Genomic DNA, 18,162 nt, shown 5'->3' with positions numbered 1-18,162 from the left:
GCGCTTGATCCAAATCATGCGAAGGGAGGAGGCGATATAGGATCGTGGGGAACATGGCTTCATCTCTCCTCTCCGACCTGGCCGAGCAACAACTGAAGGCACACGCCCGCGCCGCACCTGGCCGGCACGCCGCCAGCGCCTGCCTGGTGCTGGACGCCGTTGCCGGCATCGGCTTTGCAGCCGGCCTGGCCGGCGCCGTGGCCGCGCTGGCCGCGCAGCAGCCACCCTGGGGCTGGCTGGCGCTGCTGGTGCTGGCGGCAGCGCTGCGCGGGCTGCTGGGCCGGCAAGCCGCGCTGGCCGGGCAGCAAGCGGCGCAGGCGGTCAAGCAAAGCTGGCGCGCCCGGCTGGTGCAGGCCGCGTTGGGCGGGGCTGCCGGGACCGCTGCCGCGCGCCGGCAGGACACGGCCGGCGGCGAAGCCGGCCCGGCCCGCTTGGCCAGCCTCGCGGCCGAAGAGATCGAAGCCCTCGAAGCCTGGGTGGCCCGCTTCCTGCCGGCGCGGCAGGCCGCCACGCTGGCGCCGCTGCTGGTGCTGGCAGCGGTGGCCCTCGCCAGCCCGGTGACGGCTGCGATCCTGGCCGTCACGCTGCTGCCATTCATCGTGCTGATGGCGTTTGCGGGCCGGGCCTCGGCCGACGAGTCGCACCGCCAGCTGGCCGCGCTGGCCCGGCTCTCAGGCCTGCTGGCCGACCGGGTGCGCGCGCTGCCGGTGGTGCTGGCGATGCGGGCCGAAGGCCGCGAGCGCGCCCGCCTGGCAACGGCCGCCGAGGACGTGGCGCAGCGCACGCTGCGGGTGCTGCGGCTGGCCTTCCTGTCCTCGGCAGTGCTGGAGTTCTTCGCGGCCTTGTGCGTGGCGCTGGTGGCCGTGTATTGCGGCTTCGGCCTGCTGGGGCTGCTGCCCTTCCCTGCCCCGGAGCGCTTTGCACTCGGCCCGGCGTTTTTCGTGCTGGCGCTGGCGCCGGAGTTCTACCTGCCAATGCGTCGCCTGGCCGCGGCGTATCACGACCGGCAGGCCGCGCAGGCGGCGGCCGAGCGTCTTCTGGCCTGCGAGAACGCCGCCACGCCGGCGCTGGCATCAACCGCAGCAGCCAGCCTCCAGGGCCCGCCCAGCCTGTGTTTCCAGAACGTCAGCCTGTCGCACGGCGACACGCCAGCCGTGCTGCAAAAGCTGAGCTTCGATCTGCCCGCTGGCCGGAGCCTGGCGCTGATGGGCCCATCGGGGAGCGGCAAGACCACCGTGCTGCGCTCGCTGCTGGGCCTGGCGCAGCTCCGCGAAGGCAGCGTCCTGCTCAACGGCCTGCCGCTGGCCGCCGCGGGCTCGCTGGCCGCCAACGCCGTGTGGATCGGCCAGCAGCCGCTGATCGTGCCGGGCACGCTGCGCGAGAACCTGTTGCTCGGGGCGCCGGAAGCCTCGGCGCAGGTGCTGGCTGAAGCCGTCGAACAGGCAGGGCTGCAAGCCATGCTGGCCGGCCGCCCACTGGGGCTGGACACGCTGCTCGATGCACGTGGCGGCGGCCTCTCAGGCGGCGAGCGGCGGCGGCTGGCACTGGCCAGGGCGCTGCTGAAGCCCGGCGCCTGGCTGTGGCTGCTGGACGAGCCCACGGCCCACCTCGACGCCGAGGCCGAAGCCGCGCTGGTCGACACGCTGGCCCGCGCCTGCGAAGGCCGCACCACCTTGATCGCCACCCACAGCGAGCGGCTCGCCGCCTGCGCGCACCAGGTGCTGCGGCTGGGAACCACGGCATGACGAATCACTTGCATGCGAATGCCGTGCCGGCCCCGCCGGCCTTGGCGCAGCGCGAGTCCGGCAGCGTCCGCCAGCAAGATCGCACCCGCCCCGCCGGATCCCCGTTGCGCCAGTTGCTCGCCACCGAGCGCCGACGGCACAGCGGCCTGTTCCAGGCCGCTGCCGCCTGTGCAGCACTGCTGGGCCTGGCCTCGGTGGGCTTGCTGGGCGTGTCGGGCTGGTTCATCACCGCGGCGGCGGCTGCAGGCGTGGGCGGGTTGGCTGCAGCCCAGGCCTTCAATTACCTGCTGCCCAGCGCCGCGATCCGCCTGCTGGCGATTGCCCGCACCGGCGCGCGCTACGGCGAGCGGCTGTGCAGCCACGAGGCGGCGCTGCGCAGCCTGGCCCGCGTGCGGCCGGCGATCTTCGGCGCCCTCTGCGCCGCCCCGGCCGAGCGCTCGCTGGCGGTCAGCACCGGCGAGGCCGTCACGGCGATGGTGCAGGACGTGGAAGCCATCGAGGCGCAACTGGTGCGCCGCTCGGTGCCGTGGACGGCTGCAGCCGGCGTGTTGACTGGCCTGGCGCTGCTGGCCTTCGGCGGCTGGCCGCCCTTGCTGGCCACGCTGGCCTGCTGTGCGCTGCTGGCAGTGGCGGGCTGGCAAGGTGCACGGCGGGTGCGCCGCGCAGCGCAGGCCAGCCGCGCCGCGATGGGCGCGCTGAAAGACGAGCTGGCCTGGCTGTCGGCCCACGACGCCGAGCTGCATTGCCACGATCTGGCCGCCTGGGCCGGCCAACGCGTGGCGGCCCAGGACCAGGCCCTGGCCAAGGCTCAGCGCCGCCAGCTGCGCCTGATGGCCGGGCTGGACGCGGTACTCGCACTGGCCAGCGGCCTCGCCGCCGCGCTGGCCCTTGCGTTGGCACGGGACGCCGGCGCGCCGGTGGCGGCGCTGTGCGCGCTGGCGGCGGTCATGACGGTCGAATCACTGGCGCCGCTGCTGCGCCATGCACTGCAGCAGGCCAGTGCCCACGAAGCCGAGCGCCGGCTCGATGCGCTGCTGGGCGATGTGCAAGCGTTGCCCTCGCCTGCGCCGGCCGCCAGCACGCCCATCAGCACGCACACCAGCACCGCCGCCGCGCTGCGCCTGCCCGCGCTGACCGCCTCGCCGCTGCAGCCCGGTGAACACGTCGCGCTGCGCGGCCCGTCCGGCTGCGGCAAGAGCACGCTGCTCGAAACCCTCCTGGGGCTGCGCCCTGCCGTGCGCGGCACGGCGGAGCTGGCGGGTCACGACCTGGCAGACCTGCCGGTCTCCACGCTGCGCGCCCAGTTCGCCTGGCTGCCGCAGGACGCCGCGCTGCTGGCCGGCAGCGTGCGCGACAACCTCACCCTGGGCTGCGGTCATGCCAGTGACGAACAGCTCTGGGCCGCGCTGCAGGACGCCGGCCTGGCCTCGCGCATCCAGGCCCTGCCCGGCGGGCTGGACGGCTGGCTGGGCGAAGACGGCACCGGCCTTTCCGGCGGCGAGCGGCGCCGCCTGGCGCTGGCCCGGGCCTACCTGGTGCCCGCGCCGTGGCTGCTGCTGGACGAGCCGACCGAGGGCCTGGACGCCGCCACCGAAGCGGTCGTGGTGGCCGGCCTGCGCCGCCGCCTGGCAGTCACCCTCCAGGGCTTGCTGCTGGTGAGCCACCGGCCTGCGCCGCTGGCCTTGTGCAGCCGGGAACTGCCGCTCTGCACCGCTGCCACTGCAGCCAAGGGCCTGGAACAGGCCGGTATTGAGGTTGTTTATTGAAGCGATGTGAAGGCCGCCCGGGCGGTCTACTGGCGGGCATGTCTCCTCCTGGGTCGACGGCCATGTCCACTCGCATTTCTGCGCTCTCCCTGATCACCCGCGCCCTGCTGGCAGCCTCCGCGCTGACGCTGGCCGGCACCGGCATGGCCCACGCCGCCTGCGCCGAGGGCCTGACGCCGCTGGCCCAGCGCGACACGCCTTCGGGCGACGCCAGCGCACCGCGGCTCACGCTGCTGAACCTGATCCAGGCGGCCGAGCAGCGCAGCAAGGCCGTGGGCGCCGCCAAGCTGCTGGCCGACGCCGCGCGCAGCGACGTCGAAGAAACCAAGGCCGGCGCGCTGCCCACCGCCACGCTGAGCGCCGCCATCGGCCCGTCTGGCGACCAGATGGAAGGCCAGAAGACGCGCAACCAGTTCCAGGTGCGGCCCGGCCTCACCGTCAGCGCGATGCTGTACGACTCCGGCCGCAATTCGCACCTGACGCAGTGGCGCACCAGCCTCGCCGAGGCTGCCAACCAGGGCCAGATCAGCACCACCGAACAGGTCGCGCTGCAAACCGTCATCCTGTCCTTCGAGCGCGACCGCTATCGACTGCACGCCCAGGTCTGGAGCCAGTACGCCGCCAAGGTCTGCACGCTGGTGGACTCGCTGGAGCAGATCGTCGCCACCGACCGCGGCCGTGGCAGCGAGCTGGTGCAGGCCCGCAAGACACTCCAGCAGGTGCTGCTGTCGCGCGCCCAGTCCATGACCCAGCTGCGCCTCACCGAAACCCGGCTGCGCCGCCTGGTGGGCGACACGTTGCCGGAGGCCAATGGCCTGTCCGCGCTGATGCTGCAGCCGCCCGCGCTGCCCGAGCTGCAATCCCAAGCCGCAGGCGCCGCCAGCATTGCCCAGCTGGCCGCGCAGGCCGACGCTGCCGACAGCCTGGCCAGGGCCACCGATGCCGGCAACAAGGTACAGGCCAACTGGCTGCTCAGCGTGGCCAAAAACGCCACCGGCGACCGGGCCGGCAACTGGAACGCCGGCATCACCATCAACGTGCCGCTGCTGAACCCCGCCGCCGCCCCAGCCTCAACCTCCGCCCGCCTGCGCGCCGAAGCCGCCCGCGTGCAACGCGCCGAATCGCTGGACGCGCTGCAGAACCGCCTGGCCGAAGTCCATGAACAAGCCGGTGCCGCATTGGTCCGAGCGCGCGACACCGTCACCGTGCTGAAGAGCAGCGAACGGGTGCGCGACGACACCATCGCCCAATGGCAGCAACTCGGCAAACGCTCGCTGTTCGACGTGATCTCCGCCGAAGGCGACCACTTCAACCTGCGCATTGCCTACGTGGATGCGCTGCACGACGGCCAGGAATCGATCGCCCTGCTCTATTCGCTGGCGGGCAGCGTGAAGTTGCCGCTGAACTGAACCTGTACGCAAGTAAAAGCCGCTCCTCGGAGCGGCTTTTTTATCCGCGCTGAATCATCACCTCATCTTGAGGGCAGCTGCCATACCTGCTCGGCCACCCGATGAATCCAACGCTGGCGCGCATCAAACGATTTCAGCTTAGAGCGCCGTTTGGTGAAAAAAGCGTTGACCTCCACCACTTCGCCGAGGAAGTGCGGAACGTATTCGATTTTGCGCAAAACCAGCCCGAAAGGCTCCAGCAGTGAAATAAGGTCCGGCAGCAGCTTCTGCTGCTTGTAGAGCGGATAGAAGTGCGCTTCAAGCTCGATGCCGAGACATCCATGCAAGAGATCACCGAAGCCCTGCAGCACTTCGTACTCGAAACCTTGTACGTCGATCTTCACGAGATCCGGCTGAGGTGCTTTTCCTTCTCGATGCAATGCGTCATAACGGGTGCAAGCGATGTCAATCGAACGCTGCACCACAAAATGTGGCTGCATGTTGGGATATTCCGCAAGCAGCACCTCGTTGGGTTCCAGAACGGAAATGCAGAACGGATTTTTCGTGATGTGCAGCTTCCGAGACTCCACCGCATTGGACAAACCGGCCTGCACCACATGTGCCTCAGGGAATTTGGCGCGAAGGTTCTGCGCAGACTGCGGGCTGGGCTCGAACAGGACGGGCTCTAGCCACGCCATGTGTGGCCGCCACTTTGCCTGCAGCCCGCCAGCACTTCCGACGTCAGCCAGCCGTATGCGCATTTCCGCGGAGGGCGGCTCCGGGAACGTCGGCATCGACGGCTCGCTGGCCTCCATGGCCGCAGGTAAAGGCACGGCCAGCAGGCTCTCTGTGGCTGGCTTTCTCGATGAAAAGAGCTTGAACGGATTGGACTTCATTCGCCTGGTTCGCTGGCAGTGGAATCATTGCGATCATGGCGCCTGCGTACCGCCAGTGCCAGACACCGCAGCCAGCCTCGCATCAGCGCTCGATCGAAGCGAGAATGTGGCCGGCGAGGGCATCATAGTCACCCCCGAAGTGATGCCCGCCGGCCAGCGGCAGCGGGCGGGCGTGCAGCGGCGCCAGCGTCGGGCACAGCGAGTTTTTCTCGTCCTGGCCGTAGATGCACAGCGTGCGTGCGGCCACGAGTTGCTGGGCTTCGGGCGCAATCGGCCGGTCGCCGCTGGGGCCGATCCAGTTGGACAGGTGGAATTCGAACGAGGCCTTCTGCCCCAGGCCGAGTAGCGCGGTGAGGCGCACGCGGCTGCGCACAGCCGACGGCATGCGGTTGACGGCAAACGGCAGCACGTCGGCACCTTGCGAGTAGCCGATCAGGATCACCTCGCTGCGCTTCCAGCGGTGCGAGTAGAAGCGGATCAGGCGGTCCAGGTCGGTGGCCAGGCCTTCGGGCGTGCGGGCGCTCCAGAAGTAGCGCAGCGAATCCACGCCCACCAGCGGAATGCCTTTGGCGGCCATCGCGGCGGCAATGCCCTTGTCGATGCTGGCCCAGCCGCCGTCGCCTGACAGCAGCACCGCGAAGCGATCCGCATTCGGCCCGCCGGCGGCTTCGGCGGTGGCCGGCACTTCGATCACCGGCAGGTCGGCCAACTGGGCCGGTGGCGGGCCCAGCGTGACCTGGCGCGCGGCCAGCGAGGCATAGGCACTGTCGAAGCCGGCCGGCAACTCGGGGCCGGTGGCGGGCGCAGGCTGCCAGACGGCTTGCGGCATGCGCTGCACGAAGTCTTGCGCGGCGGGGCACGCGGCAATGCTGCTACCGGCCTGCATCGCAGTCCACGGCTCGGGCAAGGCGGTGGAAGGCGGCAGAAGGTCCACGCCAATGCCGTCGGCCGCAGGCTGCCAGCGCAAGGCGTTTTGTGCGCACATGGGCTTGCTCATCGGCAGCCGCGGGCAGAACCCGACCGACAGCGCAGAGGCAAAAGTCCCGGCCGGCGCCTGGGCCACCAGCGCGTAGGCAAACGCGCCCGCGCTGCCGGTGCCCACCAGCATCGGCTCCATGTAGGCGCCCAGCTTTTCGGAGGCCTGCAGCTGGCGCGAGAGGTTCTCGAAGGCGCCACCGGCATAGGTGCACTTGCCGTCCTGCACCTCCAGCCGGCGGTAGAAGTTGGTCAGCGGAATGGTGGCCACCATCGCGCCGGCTGTGACCATCTTCTGGATCATCAGCCGCTCGCTGTCGTTGGCACCATCCATGCCGGTGAACGGCAGCATCACGAACTGCTGCGGCACGCCGGCCGGGCGGTACAGCGCCACGTCATTGAACAAGCCATGCGACAGCAGCCGCGGGAAGCTGGTGCCGGGAATGGGCAGCGGCGGCGGCACGGCTGGCAGCACCAGCGCTAGCGCTGGTGCCAGGGGCGGCGCGCTGCCCGCCGCCGCGGGAGGCGCCAAAGGAGCCGGCTTGGCCGTCTGCGCCAGCAGCAGCCCCGGCAACACAGCCATCAGCAGAGGCAGGCCAACCCGCGCCCGCGTTGCCCAGGTACACACACTCACTTCGTCACCACGCCTTTCACGCCACCGCCAATCAGCGCGGCCACATCGGCCAGCACGAAAAACGGCGCCAGCCCGCCGGGTGCCGCCAGGTAGCGGGCTTCCCATTCGGGCTCGAACTTGTCCTTGAAACTGTGCAGGCCGCGGAAGTTGTAGAAGCGGTCCCCGTACTTGTAGAGCAGCCGGCCGAGCTGCTGCCAGCGCGGCGCCTTGCGGCGTTCGGCCATGCCCGCCATGGGCGACATGCCCAGCCCGAAGCGCTGGTAACCCTCGGCCTGCAGATGCAGCATGACCTTGGCGAACAGGAAGTCCATGGTGCCGGGCGGCGCGCCAGGCAGGTAGCGCATCAGGTCCACGCTGGCCTCCTGCTTCGCGGCGGTGCTCAGCAGGTTGGCAAAGGCAATGACCTGGCCCTCGCGCAAGACCACGGCCATGGGCAGCTGCTGCAGGTAAGCGTCGTCGAAGCGGCCAACGGAAAAGCCTTTTTCGCGGCCACGCTGGTGCGTGAGCCAGGCCTGCGAAACCTCGCGCAGCTGAGGCAGCAGCTCGGCCACGCGCGCAGGCGGCAGCACCTCGAAGCTCAGGCCTTCACGCTCGCCGCGGTTCACGCCGGAGCGAAGGTTGGCACGCTTGGCGCCCTTGAGGCTGAAGTCAGGCAGGTTCACATGCGCATATTCGCCCAGCTTCAGCGCTTGCAGGCCGCAATCCAGGTACAGCGGCAGGGCCACTGGCCGCACCTGGTAGAAGGCTGCGCGGCCGCCATGGGCATTGGCCAGCTCGATGAACTGCCACACCAGGTCGGCCCACTCGCGGCTGTCGCCAAACGGGCCATACAAGGACACCCAGCTGCGCGCCTGCTTGCCGTACATCAGGAAGCTCCTGCCGGACGGCGAGAACATCAGCTGCTTGTCGCCGACCAGCGCGTAGCAGCCGTCGGACGACGGGTTGGCGCGGATGATGGCCGCGGCGCGGGCGATCTGCTCGGGCGTGGTGCGGGCGACCACGCCGGCCGGCTGGCGCATCAGCTGCCAGAGGAAAAACGCCAGGGCGATCAAGGCCACGCCCATCAGCGCGCGCAGCGAGCGCGGGGCCTGCCCGTCCAGCTCGAACTGCCACCACAGGTGGTTGCTGTATTCCACCTCCTGGTAGGCGAAGAACAGCACCCACACGCAGGCGATCACCACGCCCAGCAGCGCCAGCAGCCACTCGGGCTCCAGCCGCTGGGCAAACAGCGAGGACGGCCGGTTGAACTGCTTGCGCGAAATGACCAGCAGCAGCACCAGCACGCTGAGGTAGGCCGCCTCGTTCAGCGCAATGCCCTTGGGCAGGGCCAGCATCGCCGCCACCAGCGACAGGCCCAGCGCGGCCCACCAGGCCGCGTCCAGCCGGTGCAGGAGCCCGCGCGCCACCATCAGCAGGCCCAGGCCGGCCACGCTGCCCAGGAAGTGCGAGGCCTCGATCAACGGCAGCGGCACGCGCAGCGTGGCCAGTACCTCGCGGGCGTCTTCGGTGAACGGGGTGACGCCCGAGACCAGCAGCCACAGCCCGGCAACCATCGTCAGTGCCGCCATCAAGCGCGGGCTCAGGTGCACGGCCATGCGGCCCACTGGGGCAGCCACGCCGGAGCGCAGTTCGTAGGCGATCAAGGTGCCGGTGGCCAGCAGCAGCGGCAGCACGTAGTAGATGCCGCGGTTCAGCAGCAGCGCGCCCAGCATTGCTTCGCTCGGCACGTCCCCACCGCTGGCCAGCAGCATGACCGCCTCGAACACGCCGACGCCACCGGGCACATGGCTGATGATGCTGGCGGCAATCGCGATCGCGTAGAAGGCGATGAAGGTCGGCAGGCCGATGTGGTTGGTCGGCAGCAGGAACCACAGCGCGGCGGCCGAAGCGGCCAGTTCCACCGCGGAAATGAGCAGCTGGCGCAGCGCCAGGTTCAGCGTCGGCAGGCGCAGCGTCCAGCGCCGGCCGCGGCCCATGCCCACCTGCAGCAGGTGCTGGCGGCTGCACAGCCACAGGAAACCGGCCAGCGCCACCAGCATGGCCAGCGCCAGCACGCGCAGCCACCAGGCCCGGCTGTGCAGCAGCGGCGCCACGTCCGCCGCCCCCCACAGCAGGCCCATGGCGCCAAACACCATCATGCCCAGCGCAAACGCCGCCGCATTGAAGCCGATGACCCGCGCGATCTGCGGCGGCTCCAGCCCGGCCGCGGCATACAGCCGCATGCGCACCGCACCGCCCGACAAAGGCCCGAGGCCGATGGTGTTGGACAGCGCATAAGCAACAAACGATGTCAGCAGCACGGTGCTGCGCGGCACCTTGGCACCGGCGTAGCGCAGCGCCGAGGCGTCGTACTGGGTCAGCGCGAGGTAGCTGGCGGCGGTGGCGAGCAGCGCGGCGAAGATGTCGATCTGCGGCGTGGTCGAGACGGCGGCCATCACGCTGGCATAGCGCACGTCACGCAGCAGCGCGTGCAGCGCAAAGCCCACCGCTCCCGCCAGCCCCAGCCCCACCAGGGCCAGCATCCAGGGCCGAAGCCGAGGCCACCACTCACCGAGCCGTGCCACAGGCGGTTGGGGCTGCGCAATCAACGGGGGTTCGGAAACGGACACAGGTCTGAATGCTTTCTGGTTTGCCGGGTCTCGCCCATTCTGTCGGTTTTGAATCCATTGTTGCGAATGGATTCAACGGTGGCAAAGCTGAACGCCGCTGCACTCGCCACGGTGCACACCGCCACGCAAGCCTCGCACCAGTCTCAACCAGGCAAGCTGAGGGGCCCGGGCTCAAGGCGCAGACGGCTGCCACCAGCCGTATTCCCACTGCCATGGCAGGCGGGTGGGGCCGAGCACGCGCTCGACCAGCGCGGGGTAGAAGCGCTCGGCTCGCACATCGTTGGACAGCAGCAGCACGCAGCGCTGGCCGGCTTCCAGGCACACCGCCATGTTGGCAGTGCCGTCGTCATGGCCGCCCTTGAACCAAGCCGGCCCGCCGGCATCGTCAAAGCGCACAACACCCAGGCCTGCCGACAGGCCAATGCCCTGGTAGCGGGTTTCGGTGGGCGGCAGCAAGGTGGGGAACTGGTGCGCGGTGGTGATGGGCAGCTGAGCCTTGATCCACTCGGCGCGCGCCGCCGGGCTCAGGCCCTCGCCACGCATGAAGCCGGCCCACATGCGTGCCTGGTCGGCAATCGTCGTGTCCATCGAACCGGCGGCGCGCACATTGCTGCGCTCGTCATGCGGCAGTTCGCTGCCGTCCAGTTGGTAGCCGTCGGCCAGGTTGCCGGCAAAGTCTGGCCGCCAACGCATGCTGGTGCGGGTCATGCCGAAACGGTCGAAGACGCGGTGCTGCATTTCCTGGCCCACGTCCAAGCCCAGGCCTTTTTCCAGCACGAACTGCAGCAGGTTGATGCCTTCGCCGGAATACGCATAACGGCTGCCGGGATCGAAGTGAAACTGCAGCCGCTGATCCGCCTCGATCCAGCGGAAATTTGCAAAGCCGCTGCTGTGCGTGAGCAGCATGCGCGGCGTGAGCTGGCGCCAGCGCTCGTCGCCAGCCAGGTCGGCGTAGCCGCGCTTGGCGTCGCCGTAGCTCGGCAAAGGCTGCGGCAGCAGTTGCGCCAGCGGTGCGTCCAGCGACAGCCGGCCCTCGTCCGCCAGCTGCATCACCATGTAGCCAAAGGCCGCCTTGGTCAGCGACGCGCCATACATCACCGTGTCCGGCGTGAGCGGCAAAGCCTTGGCCACATTGCGCTGCCCGTAGGCGGCCACCTTGGCCACCTGGCCGTGTTCGATCACCGCCAGCGCCAGCCCGTTCACCTGCTCGCGCTGCATCAACTGGCGCACCGCTTCGTCCAGCGAAACGCTGGCCAACGGAGCGGACGCAGGGCTGGCGCATGCGCCCAACAGCATGGCCACCGCAGCCCACGCACAAGCCCCCGTCCACCGCCAACCTGGCTTCATCGTTGCTGGCTCCGTTGAAGACGCCCGAGGCAAGCTCGGCCGCAGTTACTTGTCAGCGGGCCGCCTTGATGCGCGCGAAGATCTGCTCGAACTCTTCGCTGGTCACCGCAAACGCGCAGTGCTCGAAGCCCACCCTGAGAACCGTGAACGGCCCGTCCTGGCCCTGCAAGGCGAAGCCCAGCACCTGCGTGTAAAACGCAACGCTGGCCGCCAGGTCGTTGACCTTCAGGATGATGTGGTCGAGTGTGGCCATTCGTGCAGTCCTCCGGATCACATGCCCACGCCATGCGCCATCAGGCTGGCGCACAAGGCCACCCCCAGCAGCAGGACGATTTCCAAGCGCAGGGTCAGCATGATGCGCCGGTACTCCTGCGCTGAAACCGAAGGCGCCAAACCCTGGCTGGTCTGCGGGCGCCACTTGAGAAAGCGCACCGTCGGGTAGATCGACAGCAGGCCCGCCAGCACGAACAACGTGAGCTTGGCGTGGAAAAACGGGTTGGCGAGATATAAGCCGCTGCCCTTCTCGAAATAGAACACGCGCACCAGGCCAATGATCAGCACCAGCCCGGCAAAAATGCCATACCACCGGTCGCAGGCCTGAAGTCGCTTCGCCTCCGCCAAGGTCGGCGCGGGGCTCATGGTCTGCCACTCCAGGAAGACGGCGCTCACGATGCCGAAGACGGCGAGGAAATGGAGGAAGGCAAACAACGCGCTGATGGTCATGGACGTCCTCTTCAACGATCTTCGGTCATGCCCCGCCCAAGCCCGACGGCGGCGTTTGAATCTCAGGCGCCACCATGCTCGAGCGAGGCCTGATAAGCCTGAATCCTCGGCAGCAGCAATTCCCGGCGCTGCAGGCTTGACGCAGGCCAGTGCTGCGCCCGGTCGTAATACTCGGGCACCGCCGGCACGTCGCCGGACAGCAGCACCCAAGGCTGCTTCGAAGCCGTGAAGATGTGGATGTCCGGCGGCAGCAGGTCGGGGTTGTCCAGCGTGCCGACGCGCACAAACATCACCAGCGGCCCCGCGCCCGCGTAGTGGCTCCACACCGCCACCTGGCACCGCGGACAGCGCGCGATCTGCTGACCCTCGCCACTCTCGGACGGCGTGTGCACCAGCGCAACTTCGCCACCCAGCGAATCCACCGCATCGCTCTCGATCATCGCGTTCAGCGCGAACGAAGCGCCCGATTCCCGCTGGCACCAGCGGCAATGGCAGCAGTGCACGAACAGGGGCGCAAGGTTCAACCGGTAACGGATCGTGCGGCAATCACAGCCGCCTTCAATGGGGTACATGGTGGGTCAGGATGGACAAGAAACGTCATTCACCGCTTGTGTGAACGCTTGCCGGAGGGCCATGGCGGCGTTCGATTTCGGCGACGGAACCGATGACAAGTTGCGCCAGCACGGACGCGTCCAGTTCCGCGAGACGCTTGAAGTAGAGGCAACCCTTGCCCATCTTGTGCGGACCCAGCCTGGACAGCAGCTCGGCTGCGCCATCCCAGGACGGCGCCAGATAGAGCACGATCTCCCGACCTCGAATCGCGAAGCCGACCAGACATGAAGTGCCGGTCCTTCCGGATGCATAGTTGTACTGGTAGGCGCCGTAGCCCACGATGCTCGGTCCCCACATCTTCGGGCCTTGCCTGGTGACCTTCTTGAGCAGCGCCATCAGGGTCTTGCAATCTGCTTGCTGCGCCACACTTGCCTTCGCGGCGATGTGGTCATCAACGCTTGCATCTGTCGGCTTGGTCTTGGCTTCTGGCATGGCGGGAATCCAGGCGGGGCTTTCAAAGCTCCGCAATGGTCCGAATGATGGCAACTTTCTTCTCGCCGAGGCCCTGAAGATCTTCTTCGGCAATGCGACCTTCCCGCAGCAGACGCCCAAAAACGTGCAGCAGCTGCGAGTACCGGTAGTCGTACTTGAAATCAATCTCTCGGCGCTTCTGATCGGTGCGCTTGGTGAGTGACCACAGTTCATCAGGTTCAGAGATGGATGCAGCCGCACGCTTGAACTCAATGATGATGTCCGAGAGTTCCTTCTGCAACGCACATTCAAAGACCGCTCGCGCGACCTGCTTCTCCGAGTTTGACCAGCTGATGTCATGCATGTCTTGCCCGCCAGAAGAAAAGCCTCCAGAAACGAACCACGCTCATCTGCCTCAGATGCAAGACTCTACTGCACGAGGACAAGGACGCCTTGCCATTCTCTGGCAAAACCTGCCGGCGAATCTCGTCTCAGCGTTGGCCTCGGGACAGCAACTCGACCGCTTCGCTGACGATTTGCTCAACGACGCTCGCCCCGTGCGCTGATCACTTGCCTTCTCGTTGGAACATCGCTTTCGTGTCTTCGAACCCGATTGGGGAGGATGTGTGCTCGTGGACGATGCGTAAAACATGGCCGCGGGTCTTGAGCACCCAGGTGATCCGGTTTTGCATGGCCCGAAGCTCTTCGCCTTGAGCCGAAAAAGCAGCGTACCTGGCGAAGGCGGTCATGGAGGCGAAGCTGGGCTCTGCCATGATTTTCACGTCTTCGAACGTCACCTTGACGGTCTCATCGCCAAGCGAAGAGAACCAGCCCTCCACGGCGATTCGCCAAGCCGCGGCGCCTTCGTATGACCAGGTTCCCCAAGTGTCGAATACCCTGACCTCGGCGTCATAGAGTTGGATGAAGGTCTCGGCGTTCTTCGCCAGGACAGCGGACTTGTAGGTGTCGAGCTTTTGCAAAACCTGCTTCTCGGGATCACTCATGGTGAGTCCTTCCATTGACGATTGATCGTTGCGGCTGGTGACGGGCCGCAGCCATGCGGTACTTCATGCACCGCTGCGAGCCCAGTGCCAGAGCAATGCGCCGGCCAGCGCGAACAAGCAAAAGTATGTGCCTAAAGCACCCACGAACTTGAGTGGGTGGCGCTCATTGACGGAGGGAACGAGAAGCGTGCCTGCAGCATGAAATAACCTGCAGACCAGAACTGCGACCGCAAGGCCAGTGACAAAAAGGCCTGGAGAAACGGTGTTGAGGTACAAGAGCCCTGCAGCAAACAAAGGGATGTACTCCGAGGCGTTTCCATGCGCTCGAATTGCCTTCGTCAGCGCTGCCTCCGTGACGGCGGGATCGCTGCGGCGCTTGCGTCGCACTCTTGAAACATTCAAGCTGAGCGCACCGTAGAACAGAACGAGGACGGCGACGCAGAGAACGACGGTGTTGTTCATAGATTTGTGCAGGAGGGTTGTGGGCTTATGTGCCGCCCGGCAAAAGTTAAAGGACGGCGCATGCGAAGCACGATCCGTCCCTGTTGGACGACCCGTTGGACTGCGGCGCGAAGATGCGGTGGTGCATCAAGGCTGACCTCGTTGTTCGGCGAGTGCAACGATGATGCCCTCAGGCCCGCGGATGTATGCCAACTGGTACGAACTCTCGTACTGCATTTCCCCGATGATCTCTGCCCCGAACGCTCGCATTCGGCCGACCATTTCGCCGATGTTGCTGACGTTGAACATAATTCGGCGAAGACCCAGCGTATTGACGGGCGCTTCCACAGGCCCATGCCTTGTTGCTTCGGGAGTGTGGAATTTATCCAATTCAACCCCTTGGCCGTCAGGCGTACGGAGCATTGCAAGGGTGGCGCGAACGTCATTGAGCCCGATCAGCTTGCCGACCGCCGGTCCCTCTACCGTGGTTTCCCCTCAAGCGTGAGGCCAAGCTCGATGAAGAAAGATTTCACAGCTTCGAGGTTGTCGACAACAATTAGAACGTTGTCCATCCGTTTGAGCGTCATGTCTCCATCCTGATTTTCATGTTGGCAGACTTGCTTTTGGCATCGGAAGGGAAAGTCGATGCCGATTCACTTACCAGTGAATTGTTGCGTACCTTGCTTCAATTCAACAGCATGCTTCCAGAGCGCACTGAAGATGGCGTCGTACTTTCCCGTCTCTTCGTCACACAGCGAGGTGTTCGTGAAGAGAATCACGCCGACATCCCTGGCAAGACTGGAGAGCATCATCGTCCTTATGCCGGGATCCGATCCGTTATGCCCGATTTTGGTGGCATCGAATTTCGTCGCCCAGAAGATTCCAGAGTTCACCGAATCTTCACCATTCAGATTCACATTGTCCGGCTTGTTGGATTCCGTGTACTGGAACCTCAGCATCTCTTCGGCAGGCTCCTTCTTCAAGATGCGTGCGCCCTCATATTCGCCATCATTCAGCAAGGCGATGAAGAACTTGGACAGGTCAGCGACCGACGTGCGGATCCCTCCATCCGGGTAGGTGGTAATCCCGTAGAGCGGAATCGGGATGGTGAGCCCTCCTTGTGCAACGTACAGCTTCGAGTGGTTTGCCGGGTCAATCTCAGCCAGGAACCAGCCCGTGTTGTTCATCTGTAGGGGAGCGAAGATATGGCGCTTGGTGTAGGTGTTCAGCTTTTCGCCAACGGCGATCTCGACGATGTAACCTGCCAACCCTGCCCCAATATTCGAGTACTCGCGGTGTGTACCCGGTTGAGCATCCAGGAAATTCTCTTTTGAGTAGTACTTACCGCTGGGCGTGAAGTAGCTCTTCAAGAATTCCTCCAAGGATTCCCTGGAATCGCCATCGTAGTGGTATGTACCTTCGTAGATCGCCCACCGGTCTGTGATGCCAGAGGTGTGCGTCGCCAGCTGCCTCAATGTAATTGCTTTTTTTGGAAAATATGGATTGATGACTTTGAACGGCAGGTAGGCATTGATATCTTCATCAAGAGAGAGTTTTCTCTCTTGAACAGCCTGCATCAACGCAACGCCAGTGAACGTCTTGCTGATCGATCCAATGTTCATGATCGTATTGGGAGTGAAGGGAACGGCACGTTCCTTGTTGGAAAAGCCGTACCCCTTCATCCAGGCGATTTTGTTGTCCGCGATAATGGCTGCCCCAAGCCCCACCATTCCAGCTTCTTTCATTTGCTGCTCGACAATGTTGTCAAGCGCATGATTTGCATCGACGGCCAACGATTGCGCCTGACTTCCAGCCGCAACTATTCCAGAAAGCAGAATAATTGCAACGATTGGGATACTTGCAAGTATTTTGTTGAAGCGCATGTGAACTTCCAGGGCTGGCTAACGAATGAAAGGGACTTCGCCGTCCCGATTGGTACCCTGGCCTATAGAAATCATCTCGCCTGCATCAGTTCGGCGTCGGAAGCCGGTTCGCTTTCGCGCTACCGCTCCTGCCGATGCGGGCGTAGGTGATCGTCCGAGCCGGGCCTTCTCCGGTGGTGACCGCCTTGATGGTGATGCCGCTGTCCGGGCCCACCAGACCTTCCGCTGTGGCGTAAAGAGGTTCACGGTGGCCGTCGCCGCGGTCGAAGATCAGGTCTTCGCCTGCCTTGCCGTGAATGATCCTGAATGGATCGACGCCCTGAATGTCGGCGAACGCATAGGTCCCAACAAACCTCTCGGAAACTGAGGCAGTGATTTCTGTGCGCACCACGACCGGCGTGGCCATGGCGTCTGGCCAGCTATACGCGTCGGCGATCCCGCGCAGCAGTTCGGCGATCAGGGGTTTGGCATTGTCGGAATTGGTCAGTATCGCGGCCCCTTGGCAGGTCGCGGGGTAGAGGATCAGTGAGGAGTTGTACCCTACGTTCGTGCCGTCATGTCCGAAATGGCGATTTTGGCCTTCGCCGCCGACAACAAAGCCGAGACTGCGTGAGCCGATCTGCGCCGTCGTCATCAGGTCGGCAATCCCCGGTGATAGAAGAGCGTGGCGGTCGTGGCGCGAGGCCTTCATTGCCACCACGCCGAACAGGGCGAGATCGGGCGCGGTGGTCCACAGGCTTGCCGCCGCTAGCTCGGGATAGATATGCCAGCCCCCCGGGACTTCCGATCCATCCGCGACATGGCCGACCGCCACATCCTGCCCGTCTGGGGCCTCGAAGCCGCTGTGTTGCATGCCGGTGGGCAAGAACACCTCGTCTCGCATGAGGCTATCGAAGCTCTTACCCGTCTTCTCAGTCATGAGAAGCTGTGCGACAAGGTAGCCGCCGCCAGCGTAGCGCCACTCGGAACCTGGCGTATAGGCAACCTCGACCGGTTTGGGGCGTGCCGGTTCGATTCCGTCCAGGGTCTGGAGCAGTGTCGGTATCGGTGACCCCTTTCTATAGCCACCATAGCCACCGGGAACGAGGCCGGCACTGTGACTGAGGATGCTCCGCAGGGTGACTGGATGGCCAGTCAGCAGCGGGGTGTGCGGAACCTTCCACGCTTGCAGATGGAGATTCACATCTTCGTCGAGCGAGAGGACGCCTTTATCGACCAAACGTAATGCGGCGAAGGCCGCCACGGGTTTGGTGACGGAAGCTGCCTGAAATATGGTTTGTGTCCTGACTGCACGCCCATTGGCACCAGCGACCCCGAAGCCTTTGATTTCAACGATGCGGCAGTCGTCGATGATGGCGACACTCACCCCCGGCACCTTCCAGCGTGCCATCCGGTCGGCCAGCGACATCTTTGCTTCCGCCGCACCTTCGAACGCAACCGCCTGCCGCAAGGCGTTGTCGTAGCGCGTGTGTGGGCTGACGGAAGGAACCTGAACAAATGCACAGCCCGACAAAGCCGAACCGATGATTGCGCCAACAACGCGTTTCTGAGCTGCTACGTGCATTTATATCCATTGCCGTTCGAGCTTGAAGCTTAACTATAAATCACGCTTCAGACATCGCCAAAGTGCCTGACGAGGCGGCGCCTGCCCCAACATCTGAAAAGCCATTGGATTCTCGCTGAGGATTCCGGACGCCTGGCCGCTGGCTTTTTTTTAAAACGCTCGCC

Annotated in this window: 16 protein-coding genes and 1 pseudogene; 3 read left to right on the top strand and 14 right to left on the bottom strand. The window is 65.5% G+C overall.

Annotated elements, in window-relative coordinates:
• Positions 1-53: 53 nt before the first annotated feature.
• From cydD to ACAH41_RS15990, 3 genes are all read left to right on the top strand, one after another.
• Positions 54-1,745, top strand: coding sequence for a thiol reductant ABC exporter subunit CydD (gene cydD / locus ACAH41_RS16000; protein WP_325649977.1), 1,692 nt, complete (start codon positions 54-56; stop codon positions 1,743-1,745).
• Positions 1,742-3,511, top strand: a complete 1,770-nt coding sequence (locus tag ACAH41_RS15995; protein ID WP_325649979.1) for an ATP-binding cassette domain-containing protein — start codon at positions 1,742-1,744, stop codon at positions 3,509-3,511. Before cydD ends, ACAH41_RS15995 begins: the two co-directional genes overlap by 4 nt.
• 62 nt (positions 3,512-3,573) lie before the next feature.
• Positions 3,574-4,920 carry a TolC family protein gene (locus tag ACAH41_RS15990; protein ID WP_325649981.1) on the top strand — a complete coding sequence of 449 codons (1,347 nt, stop codon included), beginning with the start codon at positions 3,574-3,576 and terminating at the stop codon, positions 4,918-4,920.
• Positions 4,921-4,982: 62 nt separating this feature from the next.
• Here ACAH41_RS15990 and ACAH41_RS15985 read toward each other — a convergent pair whose 3' ends face one another.
• The 14 genes and pseudogenes from ACAH41_RS15985 to ACAH41_RS15920 form a co-directional block, all read right to left on the bottom strand.
• On the bottom strand, positions 4,983-5,795 hold the full coding sequence (locus ACAH41_RS15985) for an FkbM family methyltransferase (RefSeq protein WP_325649983.1): 813 nt from the start codon (positions 5,793-5,795) through the stop codon (positions 4,983-4,985).
• Between the two features lie 82 nt (positions 5,796-5,877).
• On the bottom strand, positions 5,878-7,353 hold the full coding sequence (locus ACAH41_RS15980) for an AcvB/VirJ family lysyl-phosphatidylglycerol hydrolase (RefSeq protein WP_325649984.1): 1,476 nt from the start codon (positions 7,351-7,353) through the stop codon (positions 5,878-5,880).
• Positions 7,354-7,400: 47 nt separating this feature from the next.
• Positions 7,401-9,926, bottom strand: coding sequence for a bifunctional lysylphosphatidylglycerol flippase/synthetase MprF (gene mprF / locus ACAH41_RS15975; protein ID WP_325649985.1), 2,526 nt, complete (start codon positions 9,924-9,926; stop codon positions 7,401-7,403).
• Positions 9,927-10,184: 258 nt separating this feature from the next.
• A complete protein-coding gene (locus ACAH41_RS15970) occupies positions 10,185-11,270 on the bottom strand; it encodes a serine hydrolase domain-containing protein (RefSeq protein WP_325649986.1) in 1,086 nt (361 codons plus the stop codon).
• Between the two features lie 142 nt (positions 11,271-11,412).
• Positions 11,413-11,613 (bottom strand): VOC family protein, encoded by a 201-nt coding sequence (locus ACAH41_RS15965; protein ID WP_325649988.1) that lies wholly within the window; start codon positions 11,611-11,613, stop codon positions 11,413-11,415.
• Positions 11,614-11,630: 17 nt separating this feature from the next.
• Complete coding sequence (locus ACAH41_RS15960; protein ID WP_325649989.1) at positions 11,631-12,083, bottom strand: DUF2214 family protein; 453 nt, start codon at positions 12,081-12,083, stop codon at positions 11,631-11,633.
• 62 nt (positions 12,084-12,145) lie between these two features.
• The gene (locus tag ACAH41_RS15955; protein WP_325649991.1) at positions 12,146-12,655 is read right to left on the bottom strand and encodes a GFA family protein; all 510 of its coding nucleotides are present in this window, start codon (positions 12,653-12,655) and stop codon (positions 12,146-12,148) included.
• A 25-nt stretch (positions 12,656-12,680) separates the two neighbouring features.
• Positions 12,681-13,127 carry a DUF1801 domain-containing protein gene (locus tag ACAH41_RS15950; RefSeq protein ID WP_325649993.1) on the bottom strand — a complete coding sequence of 149 codons (447 nt, stop codon included), beginning with the start codon at positions 13,125-13,127 and terminating at the stop codon, positions 12,681-12,683.
• A 22-nt stretch (positions 13,128-13,149) separates the two neighbouring features.
• Complete coding sequence (locus ACAH41_RS15945; protein ID WP_325649995.1) at positions 13,150-13,470, bottom strand: hypothetical protein; 321 nt, start codon at positions 13,468-13,470, stop codon at positions 13,150-13,152.
• A 202-nt stretch (positions 13,471-13,672) separates the two neighbouring features.
• A complete protein-coding gene (locus ACAH41_RS15940) occupies positions 13,673-14,110 on the bottom strand; it encodes a nuclear transport factor 2 family protein (protein ID WP_325649997.1) in 438 nt (145 codons plus the stop codon).
• 63 nt (positions 14,111-14,173) lie between these two features.
• The gene (locus ACAH41_RS15935) at positions 14,174-14,572 is read right to left on the bottom strand and encodes an MAPEG family protein (protein WP_325649999.1); all 399 of its coding nucleotides are present in this window, start codon (positions 14,570-14,572) and stop codon (positions 14,174-14,176) included.
• Between the two features lie 126 nt (positions 14,573-14,698).
• Positions 14,699-15,138: pseudogene (locus ACAH41_RS15930) on the bottom strand (VOC family protein).
• Positions 15,139-15,204: 66 nt separating this feature from the next.
• Positions 15,205-16,434, bottom strand: a complete 1,230-nt coding sequence (locus ACAH41_RS15925; protein WP_325650001.1) for a serine hydrolase domain-containing protein — start codon at positions 16,432-16,434, stop codon at positions 15,205-15,207.
• An 85-nt stretch (positions 16,435-16,519) separates the two neighbouring features.
• Complete coding sequence (locus ACAH41_RS15920) at positions 16,520-17,998, bottom strand: serine hydrolase domain-containing protein (protein ID WP_325650002.1); 1,479 nt, start codon at positions 17,996-17,998, stop codon at positions 16,520-16,522.
• Between the last annotated feature and the right edge of the window lie 164 nt (positions 17,999-18,162).

The sequence above is a fragment of the Ideonella sp. genome, from assembly GCF_041287625.1.
Lineage (GTDB): Bacteria > Pseudomonadota > Gammaproteobacteria > Burkholderiales > Burkholderiaceae_C > Ideonella.
This window is presented reverse-complemented; position numbering and strand designations above follow the sequence as displayed.